A 14,917-nucleotide genomic window follows, 5' to 3' on the forward strand; every position below is an offset into this window, starting at 1 on the left:
CCTTAACAAAATCTAGAATATAAATTATCATGGATGTCAAAATTCTTATATGGTTTGCTAAATAGTCCGATTTCCGGCATAATTTTTTTTAATAATAAGGAGATAATTATGAAAAAGCTGAAATACATTTTAATATTATCCATTGGGTTGTTGATTGCTCTCTCCCCTTTTTCCTTTGCGGATAATGATATAAACTATGCAAATACCATTAAGTTATTTAAAGAATCAAAGGCGTTACAAAAATTTTTTAATACCAGCTATGGTTATGCCGTATTTCCTACAATAGGCAAGGCAGGATGGATAGTCGGTGGCTCTTATGGTAAAGGTAAGGTTTACAGAGGTGGAGTTGTAACCGGAAGGGTCTCAGTCATTGAAGGCTCTATAGGGTTACAGGCAGGAGGCAAGGCATTCAGCGAGATCATATTCTTTGAAGATAAACGCGCCTATGATGAATTTACCAGCGACACATTTGAATTTGACGCCACTGTACAAGCCACAGCAATTACAGCTGGCGCAGGGGTTCAGGCAGGCACTCACGGCAGTAGTGCAGGGGCAAGTTCAGGACCAAGAACAGGGGTGCAGGCTGAAACCGATTATTACAAAGGTATGGCGATTTTTGTTCACAGTAAAGGCGGCCTTATGTATGAGGTATCGGTAGGTGGTCAGAAATTCAAATTTAAGCCAATAGTCAGGCGTAAATAACAGAGAATTTTTACAAATTATTTACAATATTTTCATCTTTAACTTATTGACATCTGCTTAATTGTTCTATATTATCCAATTAATGTTTTAGCTTAGAATTAATTCCATTTAAAAAGAAAGGCCGGGAGAAAACCCTCCTCCCGGCCGGTTTTTTTAGGGATTAACCTCTTTATTATTTTCCGGTTCGTTTAATTCAGCCCTGCAATTAGGGCAAAACTGCCATAACTGTTTTACCGGATATTGACACTGCCTGCAGAACGTGCCTGACAGATCAAAACCGCAATGGGGGCAGAATGCCTTTGTGCCGTTAAGCTCATTTTCACACTGCGGGCAGTAAAAGCTCCTGTAGTTTTCTGGCCTTGCAAGCAGATAGATTGTAAGCCCGAAGAATAGAGATATCAGCGCAAGAAATGCCCACAAACCGGGTTTACTTACATCCCGCTGCCTTGCATCGGTATAGACCCAGGCGGGTAACAGGAACCACAGAAACATGCCTGAAAAAAGAGCCATAAAGCCGAATATGGGTTTTAAGATGTCAGTTATGCTATCGGCTACACCTCTGTAATAAAGTTCATGGTTGATGAAATCATCCACCTTTAGAAATAGTTCACCTATTACCTTACCTGTTTCATCAGTTACAAGAGAAGAGAGTAAAAATCGGTATGGCTGAATATAATTGTACCTGTAAACACCTCCCTCTTTGTCTGACCTAATCAGGATATTTGGAGTTATTGTTTTCATTATTTGTTTATACAGGGCGAATGTTTGAAAAGTTGCATTAAAAATATTCAAAAGCTAAAAATAAATTTCAGTTTATACAAATTAAACCTTTTTAAGAGATTGATTTTTTAAATCTTGTCATATAATGGGCAGCCTGATATATTTTTTTATAAGTAGAACACCATATCCGATAAGAGATATATGGATTCTGATAATATTTGGACTAATGAAATGACATCAAAATACACTACAGGAAAAAAGCAGCCTGCACTTTAAGATCCATTAATCTTTATTAAACCATACAGATATGCGTATCCATAAATCCAATAATAAAGCGATAATAATCAGGAATATATAATGATTTACAATTTCAAGCAGATGGATATAAGTATAATATTTAGAAATATCATGGCCTTACTCTTTGTTTTTCTTTTATGTTCCTGTGCAACCTCTCATAGAGGCATCCCCAGAATATTGGAAGGAGACTTACAGGGGTTGCCCCCGGAAACACTGAAAAAAATAAAGGCTCTTCAGCATGACCTTGCTGCACTGGGCAGCAAAACAGACCCGGCTGAGGCAAAATTATTGGCGGAAACAGGAATACTCTATTCTTTGATACTTGCGAATGAATACAGACTTTTTGGTCAGCCTCATATACATAATATACTGGTCAATATAGGTTTAAAGGAGAGGGGTTTATGTTTTGAATGGGCTGAAGACCTTTTGAAACAGTTTAAAACCCTTGACCTTAAAACCTTTAACCTTCATGAGGCTGTAGCCGATAAGGGGAAAAAGTTCCGTGAACATAATACTATTGTGGTTACAGCAAAGGGAAAAGATTTTTTTGAAGGAATCGTGCTTGACCCCTGGAGGGATTCAGGTCGCCTTTACTGGATCAGTGTAAAAGAGGATAAATACCACTGGGAAAAAAGGGAAAATCATTAAAAACCTGTTATTGTGTGTTAATATGAACCGCTTATTTATTACTATTTTTTTGCTCTGCTGCAGCAATATCTTCATGACATTTGCATGGTATGGGCACCTTAAAAACCTTAACCATAAACCATTGGTTGTTGCAGCCCTTGTAAGCTGGGGCATTGCCCTTTTTGAATACCTGCTGCAGGTCCCGGCAAACAGGATAGGCCATTCAATACTCTCTGTAGGACAGCTTAAGATTATCCAGGAGATAATTACCCTGTTCATATTTGTCCCATTCTCTATATTCTTTTTAAAAGAAAAGCTAACCATGGATTACCTCTATGCAGGGGTATGCCTTATGTGCGCTGTATTTTTTGTTTTCAGAAGCAGGTTATTTGGGACGTAAAAGATTGATACAGATAAATATGCAATGGTGATAAGGTTTACACCACTGCATATTAAAGTTGCTTTTATATATCAGGCAACAGCCTGGGAAGAGCCTTCAATGCTGTCTGGAACCAGGGGTTCACTGGATACTGCTTTTGCTGCTGAGTTCAGCCTTTTTAATTCAAACCACAGGGGGGCCAGCATAAATAAAACCAGCGCAAAGGTTAATAAATCCGCTATAGGAAAGGCCCACCACACACCGTCCAGCCCCATGAAACCGGGCATTATAAGTATAGCCGGAAGCAGAAACAGTATGGATCTGGTTACAGTTGATAAAAAAGACTGAACAGCCTTGCCTATTGACTGGAAAACAGTTGCGCCGACATTTATGAGCCCGATCAGATACATTACACAAAAGACACGTTTAACCGCATAGGATGCGATATCTATCAGCTCCCTGTCGGCAGTAAAAATCATTACTACAGATTCCGGTTTAAAAAATACATAGAGGTAAACAAGAACCCCAATCAATGTAGTTGCAAAGGTCCCTATCTTGATGCTCTTTATTACCCTGTCAAAACGGCCCGCGCCATAGTTGAAGCCAATGATAGGTTGAAGCCCCTGCGCTGCCACTATTGAAGGCATAATGGCAAACATCATAACCCTGTTGACAATTCCATAGGCAGACATAGCCATATCCCCGCCATAAGAAACAACCGTTCGGTTAACGATTATCGCTGAAAAGCTTCCGGCAAGTGTCATGCCCAGTGCTGAAACGCCTATTGCAAAGATATCCTTAATGATCTTCCAGTCCGGCCAAAGGTCAGCTAACTTGAAGCTTAAGGCAGGCTTTCCCCAGAAATAGTATCCTAGAAAATAGATGGTGCATAAGACCTGAGATATAACTGTTGCCCAGGCAGCCCCTTTTACACCCATTCCAAAGGTAATTATAAATATGGCATCAAGAACAATATTCAATGCGGCGCTACAGACCATGCCTATCATAGGTACCCTTGCATTGCCGCCCGCCCTTATCAGGGTGCTCAGGGTCATACCAAACGTCATAAAGAGCATACCAATAAGTATTACAAAGAGATAATCAGAGGCATACACAATGGTATTATCTGTCGCTCCCAGCCACCGGCATAACAAGGGCACATTAATGAGACCTGGGATGGTAACAAGAATGGATAATACCGCCGTGATCATTATTGAGTTTCCAACTGCCTTTTCAGCCTGCTGTATTTTACCGGCGCCAAGGGATCTTGATATCAATGAAGCGCCGCCCATGCCTGCCATATGCCCTATACCAATTGAAAGTATCTGAACAGGAAACACCAGTGAGAGAGCGGCAATGGCGTATGGGCCTACATACTGCCCGATAAAGATGGTATCTACAACGTTGTAAAGTGTATGGACCGCCATTGCAAAAAAGGCGGGCAGAGTAAATATAAACAGCAACCTGCATACATGATCGCTATCAAGTGAGTTTTTATCAATCTTCTTCATAAAATTTAATTCCTTGAACCTTTTTTAAAATTGTCTGTAATATCGGATTATTATAGCCTTATGAATTCATCATCTTGGGCAGGATATTCCTGATCTTATCCAGTGATGCTGACAGCTCCATAAGATCATTTTCACTTAATGATGAGACTGCCTCTTCAAGAGCATCACTTATGGTGTTGTGCAGCGAATCCAGCCCCTGTCTCCCTGTTTCAGAGATGGTTATCCTTGTTACCCTCCTGTCATTCGGGTCTGGTTCACGCACCACCATCTCCTTTTCAACAAGCTTATCCATGAGCTGGGTCATGTGTGCCTTTGCCAGGACCAGCCGTTTCCCGATCTCAAACACCGGGAGGCTCCCCTCTTCGGAAAGCAGCTTTAATATCTCACAGTGCAGAGGCGTCAGGCTGACCTCAATATTTGCCAGCGCTACCTTGGTAAATTTGCTTCTGACAATCCTTGATGAAAAAGTGGGGATGGAAAACAGGTCAGCAACAACCTTACTGATTAAATCCTTCTGCAAAACAGATACTCCTTAAAACATATAATAATTCACATACTGTACAGTATATTTACTATACTATTCGGCTTTTTTCAAATACTTTTTGAAAAGAAAATGTAAAGAGGGGAAAACCCTTTAAACGTCAAAATTTAAAAGCAATCCATTCTATTAACCCAAGTTCGACAAGAAAAATAAGAAGCTGCAATAAAAACAGCATGTTAGGGAAAATCAGGCCAGATTTTCCCCACTACATTATACTTAAACCCCTTTTGCCTGATAATCTCCAGGTTCTTTTCAGATGCAATACCAGCATCAATAACAATAGTCTTTTGGCCAGCTTCCCCATCCATAGACTGGAGCAACTCATTAAGCATGCCTTCCAGTGTGCCAGGTTCAGATATGTTGCCTTCCAGCAACTTGCTTCGTTTAGGAAACCCCTCTTTATCTACTGCCAGGGCCAGGGTTACAAGAGGTCTGTCATGTCTCCTATAGGGGTGTAGAGAGGGTATGCCAAGCATAATAATATATCGTTCAGACACTACAAATGACGTTTCAGATAGCCGCTTCTAATAATATCAATAGCTTACGCAGCTTTCACTGAAAATTTATTTTCAGCATAACTATCACGCTTCAATATTTTCAACCACTTATAACCCTACCTCCAATTGCCTTTTTCTCACTTGTCGAACTTGGGTTAAGTTTGTAATAATTATCTTATCAACTGTCATAGGTTCTTGCCTCCTGAGTTTAAAGAGTAAATAGTCACTGTTTCCTGTAAGACAATAAATATAGTGCTTACTTTTCAACCTTACCAACCATCAGCTTTGACCACTGATACAGGTACTGTAAAAAAGAGATGATAGTAAAAACAGCGGTAGCATAATAGAGATAGGGATAATAATCCTTGAAAGAAACAAGGTATTCACTGGCGAGTACTGCTATTACTGTAATAAACTGAAAGCATGTGGTGATTTTACTTGAGGCTACAGGTTTAATATTGTTAAGCACAACACCTGTGAGATACAGTATTACAACACCGATAAGGATCATCACATCCCTTGAAATAACAACAACAGAGAGCCATGATGGCACAAAACCCCTTATGGCAAGGGCGACAAATGCAGATACAAGGGTTATCTTGTCTGCAAGCGGGTCAAGATAGCTGCCCAGCCTGCTTTTCTGGTTGAAGACCCTTGCGATAAAACCATCCAGACCATCGCTTATACCGCAAATTATCAGTATTATCAGCCCGGCTATGAGCCGGTCATTTATCAGGTAGATCACAAAGACAGGGGTAAGCAAAATCCTTATCATTGTTATTATGTTCGGAATAGTCATACAGATATTGCTCCTCCAGAAAATTTAACAAACCTGAAATCATAGGGCTGTAACAGTGAGATAACCTTCCTCATCAATGCCGATCTGCGCGGCAAATGGTATATCATTACTAGTTCTCAGTTTCTCAATAAAAACCTTTCTTTCCCCGGAGTATTCAACTGTAACAGTTATTATATCGGTTGAAATCCTTGAGGGTAAAACAGAGACAACCCCGCTAACCCTCTCCTTCAGGAATGATATAAAGCCTGTTAACTGTTTTAGGTTTAGCAAACCTTTTATGGCAAGATCAAAACTGGTCAGCTTCTGCTCTGCTTTTTTGAATGTTTTCAATATGGCAGGCGCTATTTCTGAAACACCGCCGGCAATGAACTTTTCAAGTATAACCTCATTGCTGTCCACTGACTCTTCCGGCCCGCTTAAAGGCAACTGTTCACGGTTATAGCTACAGAGGATAGACCCGTTTTCAACCTGGATTGCCTTTATACCCACAATCAATGTATTAAAATCATTTTTTTCCACCTTGCCGGTAATTACCACATCTGCTGAATATGATTTTCCCCACATGATGGCGTCCTCATCAGCAAGAACGGCCTTGAAAAGTTCAGGGTTATACCCGCCATCAGGCATATTGTTGACACGGTATATAGGGTCAAACCCTCGTTCCTGGAAAAATCTGTATAGCATTAGTTCGGATGGAGCGAGGTTAATCTTATTTTCCGGGTCATCCCACCATATGTATGGCTGCCTATCAGTGCTGGTTTTGTCAGCGACAAGAAATAATATACGTAATGATGCACCCTCAAAGGTGATCACCCCGGCATTAAATAACCTTTCTTCCATAAGCTTTTCATTAACCTTCAGGCTAACAAGTATTTTTAAGGTTTTAGCGCCGGCATCTTCTGCGAGTATATGGAAATTTTGAATAACATCAGTTGAGCCAGGTATTATTTCATTTATAATGCTTTTAAAATAATTGGCCATACCCTGGCTTCCAAGTCTCTTTTCAAGATAGGACTCAATCCCCTTCATATGGGCATCTGAAATGGCAAGCCTTCGTGCCTCTGAAAGATTCCCCTTTATGATTGCCCCTGAACCGACAACCAGTATGCCGCTTTCACTTTTATCAGCCCCATAACTAACTAATGAAAATATCAGAACAGATAAAGTGATGAGTATTTTTGTATTTTTTATCATTCCTGCCCAAAACAAAAGGTTTAAAAACTAATAATAGCTATAGATTAAAGATTTTACTAAATTTGAACCTGCTTTTGTCACTCCCGCAAAGGCGGAAAACCACTTGTAAGACAAAGACCAAAACCAATGGATGCCCGCCAACGCGGGCATGACGGCAGGTTTAGATTTCACCTTTAATGCTATTCAAGAATACAATAATCACCCAAAGGAAATACTCAGTCAAATAAAATCTTTAATATTTTTAAGAATTTCAGCATGATTATCCGGTGAACACCATATCATTTCAGGGTCTGCCCTGAACCATGTGAGTTGTCGTTTTGCATATCTCCTTGTGTCTTGCCTGAGAGAATCCACTGATTCATTATACCCTGCCCTGCCCTGAAGATATTCTATTGCATGCCTGTAACCTATACTTTTTAATGGCTTAAGATCAGGTGCATAACCTTTGTTAAGAAGTCTCTCTGTCTCTTCAACAATGCCTGATTCAAACATGCTGGCGCTTCGGGCATTTATGCGTTCATAAAGGATATCCCTTTCAATAAAAAGGCACATCTTAAGGGTTGAAAATCCGCAGTCAGCAAATAAATGGCCTGATACCATTTTTGAAAATGGCATTCCGGTTAATTCAAATACCTCGATGGCCCTTGTAACCCGTACCCTGTCATTTGGGTGAATAGTGGCAGCAGATTCAGGATCAACCTGTTTAAGCCTTTCATAAAGGGCTTTTTTACCCTGCTTATCATATTCATTGAGTAGACGAGCCCTGATATCAGGATCACTCTGAGGGCAGTCAAACAGACCGCCCAGCAGGCTTTTGATGTAGAGCCCAGTGCCACCGACAACAAGGCATACCCTGTTTCTATTTAAGATATCATGTATAACATGCAGTGCATGCTCCCTGTACAGGGATGCATTAAACTCCTCATCAGGGTTTACTATATCGATCAGGTGATGAGGTATGCCCATCCTTTCGGAATGAGCAGGTTTTGCAGTGCCGATATCCATGCCTTTATATACCTGCATGGAATCACAGTTTACTATTTCTCCGTTTAATTCAAGGGCCAGTTTTACAGCAAGGCAGCTCTTTCCTGTAGCAGTCGGGCCTGTGATAATAACTATTTTTCTTTTATCTGTATTCATATGACTGATGTAATCTTAGTGTTACTTTGAAGTATAAAGAGCCGGAAATGGATTCAGCATACCAATCTCATCCCATGCCTTGCATCTTCTTATACCGGGCAGATACCCCGCGTATCTGTTCCATGGCCTGTCAAAGAGAATGACTTTTGTGTTCATTCTCTGATTTATAAACCTGGCCATATCAAGAGAATCCTCAACTGCAATGATAAACTCCATTTCAGAGAAACGATCAAGTGAAATAGCGATATTTCTATCTACAACAGCTCTTGAGTACTTATCAACCATTATGAATGAATCAAAGGGCACCTTATATCGCGAGAGCCATTCCAGGCTTGATTCATAGGTTGATGTAAGCCTGCCTGTTATAACTGATATCTCATACCCCAGCCCTGCCCATTTATTAAGCTCATCCAGCACTCCTTCAAAAGGTTTAAGCTCCAGGATAATTTCAGGCTCATGAACAAGCCGGAAAAAATAGTCAAACTCATGATCAGTTAGTGAAAAGGATTTTTTCAGATCAAATGTGGTTATGCTTTCAAAATCAACTATTCTGCCAAACTCCCGCTCTACTATCTCCACGTAGCGGCATGTGGTATCAGCTATAACATCATCCAGATCTATGTAAATGGCCGGCAAGGTTAAATCCTGATTTATTCTTCTTCTATCACCCTGACACCATCCGGCACAGCAAACTCAAAGAAACCGGCCTCAAGCCCTTTCTTCTGTTCAAATGCACCGAGCTTGAACCTGGTAAGGTTGCCCGTGATATCAATTATCTCTATACGATTAATAATGTAATCCTTTTTTGAAACAAGTATCTTGATATTATCTATCTCTTCCCATGTTTCATCAGGGATCAGGGTAAGTTCATAGTAGTCCGCCCCATCCGGTTCAAGGATGGAGACATTAAAGGTCTCCTCAGGATTTTTTAGCCCTGTAAAGATCATGCTGATTATGGATAAAGATCTCCCTATACTATCTATCTTTGATACAGTCTTCTTTTCAGGTTCATAGAACCAGATTTTTTTTCCATTTGATATGACATACTCTATAACAGGCTCTTTCTGTTCTACCTTTAGCATATCAGGCTCTTTAAAAAAGAAGGTGCCTGACGCAATATCAGAGCCCATGTCATCAAGCATTGCCATAGACCTGGTAAGTATCTTCCGCCGGTATGGAACGGACATGCCGGCTGAATATGGCCTGTGTGTTTCAAGAATCCTGTCCAGAACCTGGCTGACCTTTGTCTCTGCGCCTGTTACAGGTGAAATCAGCACAGTAAAAAGAATTAGTGAAATTACAGTTATTAATTTTGTATATTTTAAATTTGCCATCAGAGTAAAACACTCCTTATAACTTATTTATTTTTTATCATTTTCTATTTAAAACAGTTTTTTGATCAGCTTATACTTTCAGCTTTCAGCAAAATACATTTAGAACAAAAAGTTAGCTGAAAGCTGAGAGCTGACAGCTGATCGCTGAAAGCTATATATTATTCCCTTCTTCCAAAAACATCCCTTGCCTTAACCCCATCAGAAGGGCCGACTATACCCTCCCTTTCCATGATCTCAATCATCCGTGCCGCCCTGTTATATCCCACCCTGAGCTTCCTCTGTATCATGGAGATGGATGCCTGGCCGGACTTGATAACCATGTCAACGGCCATCTCATATTTTTCATCCTTTTCCAGCTCATCATCTATCTCCTCTTCATCCTTTGATACCTGTGCAACAATGGTTGAATCATAATCAGGTTTTAGCTGTGCCTTGATAAAGTCTGTCACCCTCTTTACCTCATCCTCTGATATATAGGCGCCATGTATCCTTGTAAGCTTTCCTACACCGGGCGGCATAAAGAGCATGTCACCCTCGCCAAGCAGATGCTCGGCACCGTTTGTATCAAGGATGGTCCTTGAATCCACCTTTGAGCTTACCTGAAAGGATATCCTTGTAGGAAAATTTGCCTTTATAATACCGGTAAGCACATCAACAGACGGCCTCTGTGTTGCTATTATAAGGTGGATACCTGCGGCCCTTGCCATCTGGGCAAGGCGTGTTATATATTCCTCCACCTCCCTTGTTGAAACCATCATGAGGTCTGCGAGTTCATCAATAATAAGAATAATATATGGGAGCGGCTCACCTAAGCCCTCATCGCCGCCAACAGCTGTTGCCTTTTTCTGTTTGATGATCTTTTTGTTATAGGCATCTATGTTTCTTACACCCCTGTCAGAGAGCAGCATGTAACGCCTTTCCATCTCCTGCACAGCCCATCTTAAGGCCCGCGTTGCCTCCTTGGGTTCTGTCACAACAGGGTGTAGAAGATGCGGGATATCTTTGTATACTGAAAGCTCTATCCGTTTAGGGTCTATCATAAGGAATTTCACTGCGTCAGGTGTCAGTTTAAAAAGCAGGCTGTTTATCATGGCATTAAGGGATACGCTCTTTCCTGTGCCTGTGGCCCCTGCAACAAGGAGATGAGGCATCTTTACAAGGTCTGTAATTACAGGTGTGCCTGTTATATCCATACCAAGGGCAATGGTAAGCCTGTTGTTAGAGTCCTTGAAATCATTAGAATTTAAGACCTCTTTAAGATAGACATGATCACGTTTGTTATTTGCTATCTCAATACCTATGGCGTCCTTTCCAGGGATAGGCGCCACAATGCGTACACTTGGGGCCCTTAAGGCAAGAGTGAGGTCATCAGCCAGGCTTGCCACCTTGCTGATCTTTATACCCGGAGCCGGTTTATATTCATACATGGTAATAACAGGGCCTGGTGATATCTCAACAACCTCACCGTGTACGCCGAAGTCCTCAAGTTTTTTTTCAAGCCGCCTTGCATTCATCTCAAGGCTTTCCCTTTGAACCACTGCCCATTTATCTTTTGGAGGGTCATCAAGGAGCTCAGCGGTCGGCAGCCTGAAACCGGCCTTGTTCATAAAGGAAAAGGACTCCTGCTCAGGCTTTTTAACCTCTTCCTTTTTTGGTTCAATGATATTTACCTTTGCCTTGGGTTTGTTCTTTTCTACCTCTATAATTGTCTTTCTTACACGGCTTTTGCGGCTCTTTTCTATCTTTTTGGTCCGGTATTCTCTTATCTTTCTATATGTGAATACCATCCACAGGAAGAGTTTTGATAGAAGCCAGCCAAATGATATGCGGGTACATATCATGAACGAGACAATGAAGATGGCATAGAGCAAAAGACCTGCGCCAAAATTGTTAAGCAACCCTGAAAAAAAATTCGCTACAAAATAACCCAAGAGCCCCCCGCTCCTGATGTCCCCTCCCCTGAACTCAACCATTCCCGGGGATTGCAGGCTCATTATGCCTGAAAATGATATAAGCAGGATAATTACGGCAATTATGTATCCCAGAGGAGGGACAAGATGCCTTCCAGTTAAAGAGAGGAATGAGGCTATGAGGAACACTGCAACAAGCCAGAATGCAGAAAACCCGATCAGATGAAAGGAGTAACCTGATATATGGGACCCTATTGTCCCGAAAAGATTATGCACCTCCCCGCTGCTGCTTGTCCTGATCCAGAAAAGGGGGTCCTGGGTATGATAGGTGAAAAGACTCATACCAAGTATTAGGGAGAGGAGTAAAAAGACGATCCCCCTGATCTCCTTCCTTATGGGAGCAAAATCCTTTGACATATAGTCTGTTTCTTTTGTTTTTTTATCCATTTTTCTCATACTGGTATAATAATGGGCAGTATCAATGGTCCGCTGTCAACGACCCTGTAAAAATAACGTTTCAAAAGCCTTTTTATATCAGAACCTATATCTGACCACTCCATATGCTCAAGATTTTTAAATTCAGAAAGAAAATCCAGCACCTGCTGCCGTGCATCATCAAGTATGGTCCCGCACTCATCTTCAAATACAAAACCCCTTGAAATAATATCAGGCCCATAGAATATCTCGCCTGTCTGATCATCAATCACAAGAAGGACTATTACAACACCGTCACCTGCTAGCCTTAACCTGTCTCTTATGACTGTATCATCAATATCACCAAGCCCCTTGCCATCAACGAGCATCCTCCCTGTATGCACCTTTCCATCAAGCCATGCTTTTTCCTCTTCAAAACAGATGGTATCCCCGTTTTCAGCAAGTATCGTATTTTCAGAGGGGATGCAGGTAGACCTTGCAAGCTCTATATGTTTTACAAGATGCCTGTATTCACCATGCACCGGGATAAAATATTTTGGCCTTACCAGGTTGATTATAAGCTTTAATTCCTCCTGGTAGGCATGCCCTGATGAATGGATAGCTGACACCTTTTCATAAATAACCCTTGCGCCCCTTCTGTAAAGGTTATTTATTGTGGAGGTAATCGCCCTTTCATTACCCGGAATAAACCGGGAAGAGAGGATTATTGTATCACCATCTTTTATGATAACATCCTTATGATTCCCGTTTGCCATCCTGGTTAAAGATGACATGGGTTCCCCCTGACTCCCTGTAGTAATTAAGGCGATCTCACGATCAGGATAATTTTTTATGGCCTTTTCCGCTATCTCTATCTGTTCAGGGATGTTCATCAGCCCCTGTTTAGCTGCAATGGCCGCATTGGCCTTCATACTTTTTCCGCTCAGGGCGATCTTTCTGCCATATTGCTGTGCCAGGTTAACTATCTGCTGTATCCTTGCGATATTAGAGGCAAAAACAGCAATTATCAGGCGTCCTTCAGAATGTCTGAATATATTCTCAAGGGTCTCTTTTACATCTGATTCGCTTAATGTATAGCCCTCACGTTCAACATTTGTGGAATCTGAAAAAAGCGCAAGGCAATTTTTCCCACCATAATATGAAAACCTGTTTATGTCAGTAAAATAACCATCTACAGGCCTGTGATCTATCTTGAAATCACCGGTGTGTATTATTATTCCTTCCGGTGTATCAATGGCAAGCCCTACTCCATCGATTATACTGTGATTTACCCTTATATATTCAATCTTAAAAGGGCCTATCTCCGACATATCACCCGGTTCGATTTTATTCAACAATGCCTGTTCGGGTAATTCATACTCGGTAAGCCTGGACTTTAACAGCTCTATTGTAAAGTTAGTCCCGTAAACAGGGACATTCAGCACCTTTAACAGAAAAGGCATTGCGCCAATATGATCTTCATGCCCATGCGTAAGTATAACCGCCCTTACCCTTTCTTTGTTAAGGGTGAGATAACTGAAGTCAGGGATAACCATATCTATGCCAGGCATATAATCATCGGGGAACATCAGACCTGCATCTATTACAATAATATGCTGATCATATTCAATAACCATCATATTCAGTCCGATCTCTCCCATCCCTCCAAGAGGTATTATCTTCAGCATAAAATTCCCTGTGATTTTTTTGAGGCATACCTTAATCTGAATGCAATTTTGAGTCAATACGATTTATGTTCCATAAATGGCTTGATTTCAGTTGAGCCAGTATGTATAGTTTTTAAAAAATAAATACTATATAATCCATAAAATATTAAACGCTTATTTTCTTGAAGGGAATACAAATGGCAAGTGTAAACAAAGTAATTTTATTAGGGAATCTGGGCGGAGAACCTGAAGTAAGATACACCCCGTCAGGAACAGCCGTTGCCAACTTCAGCCTGGCAACAAAAGAACAGTGGACTACCAAAGAGGGTAGCAAAGAGGAAAAAACTGAATGGCATAAGATAGTTGCATTCGGACGCCTTGGAGAGATCTGCGGTGAATATCTCCATAAAGGCAAACAGGTTTATATAGAAGGCAGAATACAGACAAAGGCCTGGGAAGACAAAGAAGGGGTAAAAAGATATACTACAGAGATAATTGCCAGCACCATGCAGATGCTGAGTTCGGCACATAAAGAGGGTGATACTGCTGACAGGATGAATGAACGTCCTCCTGTTGAAGAGCCGATATCCATCCCTGATGATGAGATACCATTTTAGGTAAAAATAAACCCGGATTAAATCTTTAACCTAAAGATATAATCCGGGTAAATATCACTCTTCGTCTTTTATCTTTTTTTCTTTCTTATCTTCGTCATCATAGGAGATCTCTTCAGGCTTATCGGTGGTGGCCTTTTTGAAATTTCTTATGCCCTTTCCGATTCCTGCACCTATTTCAGGGAGTTTTCCTGCACCGAAAATAATAAGAATTATTATCAGGATGATTATAAGTTCCGGCATGCCTATACCAAACATCTTTTCCTCCATTTAAAGCGGCCACCATAGTGGCCTGAAATTGATAAGTCTGAACACCAAATGATAGAAATAAAATTTCAGAGAGCTGGAAAATAGCACCATCACCCATACAAGTCAAGAAACCCTGTATCCTGTTTTGATGAAATTTATTTTATCTGGTATTAATAAGGCGTTCGGATGAGAATTAAACAGGTTTATTTTTTGACGTATTAGCTAATTACTGCTTATTAAATCAAACAGGCAAGTAAAGCAGAGGCGGGTTTATTAATATAATTTAAGCAATTAAATCATGAATTTAGCCATCTAATTTAAA

At 40.8% G+C, this 14,917-nt stretch carries 16 protein-coding genes; 4 read left to right on the forward strand and 12 right to left on the reverse strand.

The features are described 5' to 3' along the window. Nucleotides 1–108 precede the first annotated feature (108 nt). On the forward strand, nt 109–702 hold the full coding sequence (locus GX654_10800; protein NLD37344.1) for a lipid-binding SYLF domain-containing protein: 594 nt from the start codon (nt 109–111) through the stop codon (nt 700–702). Nucleotides 703–855: 153 nt separating this feature from the next. Here GX654_10800 and GX654_10805 read toward each other — a convergent pair whose 3' ends face one another. Continuing rightward, on the reverse strand, nt 856–1,443 hold the full coding sequence (locus GX654_10805) for a hypothetical protein (protein ID NLD37345.1): 588 nt from the start codon (nt 1,441–1,443) through the stop codon (nt 856–858). A 474-nt stretch (nt 1,444–1,917) separates the two neighbouring features. Here GX654_10805 and GX654_10810 point away from each other — a divergent pair, with 474 nt between their 5' ends. Together GX654_10810 and GX654_10815 are read left to right on the forward strand one after the other, a co-directional pair. Next, nucleotides 1,918–2,367: a hypothetical protein gene (locus GX654_10810; protein NLD37346.1), complete on the forward strand. Its 450-nt coding sequence runs from the start codon at nt 1,918–1,920 to the stop codon at nt 2,365–2,367. Nucleotides 2,368–2,389: 22 nt separating this feature from the next. After that, a complete protein-coding gene (locus tag GX654_10815) occupies nt 2,390–2,746 on the forward strand; it encodes a DMT family protein (GenBank protein ID NLD37347.1) in 357 nt (118 codons plus the stop codon). Nucleotides 2,747–2,817: 71 nt separating this feature from the next. Here the strand turns inward: GX654_10815 and GX654_10820 are convergent, their stop codons facing one another. The 10 genes from GX654_10820 to GX654_10865 form a co-directional block, all read right to left on the reverse strand. Continuing rightward, nucleotides 2,818–4,236, reverse strand: coding sequence for an MATE family efflux transporter (locus GX654_10820; GenBank protein NLD37348.1), 1,419 nt, complete (start codon nt 4,234–4,236; stop codon nt 2,818–2,820). Nucleotides 4,237–4,294: 58 nt separating this feature from the next. Beyond that, nucleotides 4,295–4,756 carry a MarR family transcriptional regulator gene (locus GX654_10825; protein ID NLD37349.1) on the reverse strand — a complete coding sequence of 154 codons (462 nt, stop codon included), beginning with the start codon at nt 4,754–4,756 and terminating at the stop codon, nt 4,295–4,297. Between the two features lie 197 nt (nt 4,757–4,953). After that, complete coding sequence (locus GX654_10830) at nt 4,954–5,274, reverse strand: hypothetical protein (protein NLD37350.1); 321 nt, start codon at nt 5,272–5,274, stop codon at nt 4,954–4,956. Nucleotides 5,275–5,530: 256 nt separating this feature from the next. After that, the gene (locus GX654_10835) at nt 5,531–6,073 is read right to left on the reverse strand and encodes a CDP-alcohol phosphatidyltransferase family protein (GenBank protein ID NLD37351.1); all 543 of its coding nucleotides are present in this window, start codon (nt 6,071–6,073) and stop codon (nt 5,531–5,533) included. 39 nt (nt 6,074–6,112) lie between these two features. Continuing rightward, nucleotides 6,113–7,267, reverse strand: a complete 1,155-nt coding sequence (locus GX654_10840; GenBank protein ID NLD37352.1) for a hypothetical protein — start codon at nt 7,265–7,267, stop codon at nt 6,113–6,115. Nucleotides 7,268–7,486: 219 nt separating this feature from the next. Next, nucleotides 7,487–8,407 (reverse strand): tRNA (adenosine(37)-N6)-dimethylallyltransferase MiaA, encoded by a 921-nt coding sequence (gene miaA, locus GX654_10845; protein ID NLD37353.1) that lies wholly within the window; start codon nt 8,405–8,407, stop codon nt 7,487–7,489. A gap of 21 nt (nt 8,408–8,428) precedes the next feature. Beyond that, nucleotides 8,429–9,043: a bifunctional metallophosphatase/5'-nucleotidase gene (locus tag GX654_10850; GenBank protein ID NLD37354.1), complete on the reverse strand. Its 615-nt coding sequence runs from the start codon at nt 9,041–9,043 to the stop codon at nt 8,429–8,431. Between the two features lie 14 nt (nt 9,044–9,057). Beyond that, nucleotides 9,058–9,741 carry an outer membrane lipoprotein carrier protein LolA gene (locus tag GX654_10855; protein NLD37355.1) on the reverse strand — a complete coding sequence of 228 codons (684 nt, stop codon included), beginning with the start codon at nt 9,739–9,741 and terminating at the stop codon, nt 9,058–9,060. Between the two features lie 158 nt (nt 9,742–9,899). Next, on the reverse strand, nt 9,900–12,107 hold the full coding sequence (locus GX654_10860) for a DNA translocase FtsK (protein NLD37356.1): 2,208 nt from the start codon (nt 12,105–12,107) through the stop codon (nt 9,900–9,902). After that, nucleotides 12,104–13,753: a ribonuclease J gene (locus GX654_10865; GenBank protein ID NLD37357.1), complete on the reverse strand. Its 1,650-nt coding sequence runs from the start codon at nt 13,751–13,753 to the stop codon at nt 12,104–12,106. The genes GX654_10860 and GX654_10865 overlap by 4 nt, the downstream gene beginning before the upstream one ends. A gap of 176 nt (nt 13,754–13,929) precedes the next feature. Between GX654_10865 and GX654_10870 the strand changes: the two genes are divergently transcribed. After that, on the forward strand, nt 13,930–14,349 hold the full coding sequence (locus tag GX654_10870; GenBank protein ID NLD37358.1) for a single-stranded DNA-binding protein: 420 nt from the start codon (nt 13,930–13,932) through the stop codon (nt 14,347–14,349). 54 nt (nt 14,350–14,403) lie between these two features. On the opposite strand, the gene GX654_10875 is transcribed toward GX654_10870, so the two are convergent. Then, complete coding sequence (locus GX654_10875; GenBank protein NLD37359.1) at nt 14,404–14,604, reverse strand: twin-arginine translocase TatA/TatE family subunit; 201 nt, start codon at nt 14,602–14,604, stop codon at nt 14,404–14,406. Between the last annotated feature and the right edge of the window lie 313 nt (nt 14,605–14,917).

It is taken from the genome of Desulfatiglans sp., from assembly GCA_012513605.1.
GTDB lineage: Bacteria > Desulfobacterota > DSM-4660 > Desulfatiglandales > HGW-15 > JAAZBV01.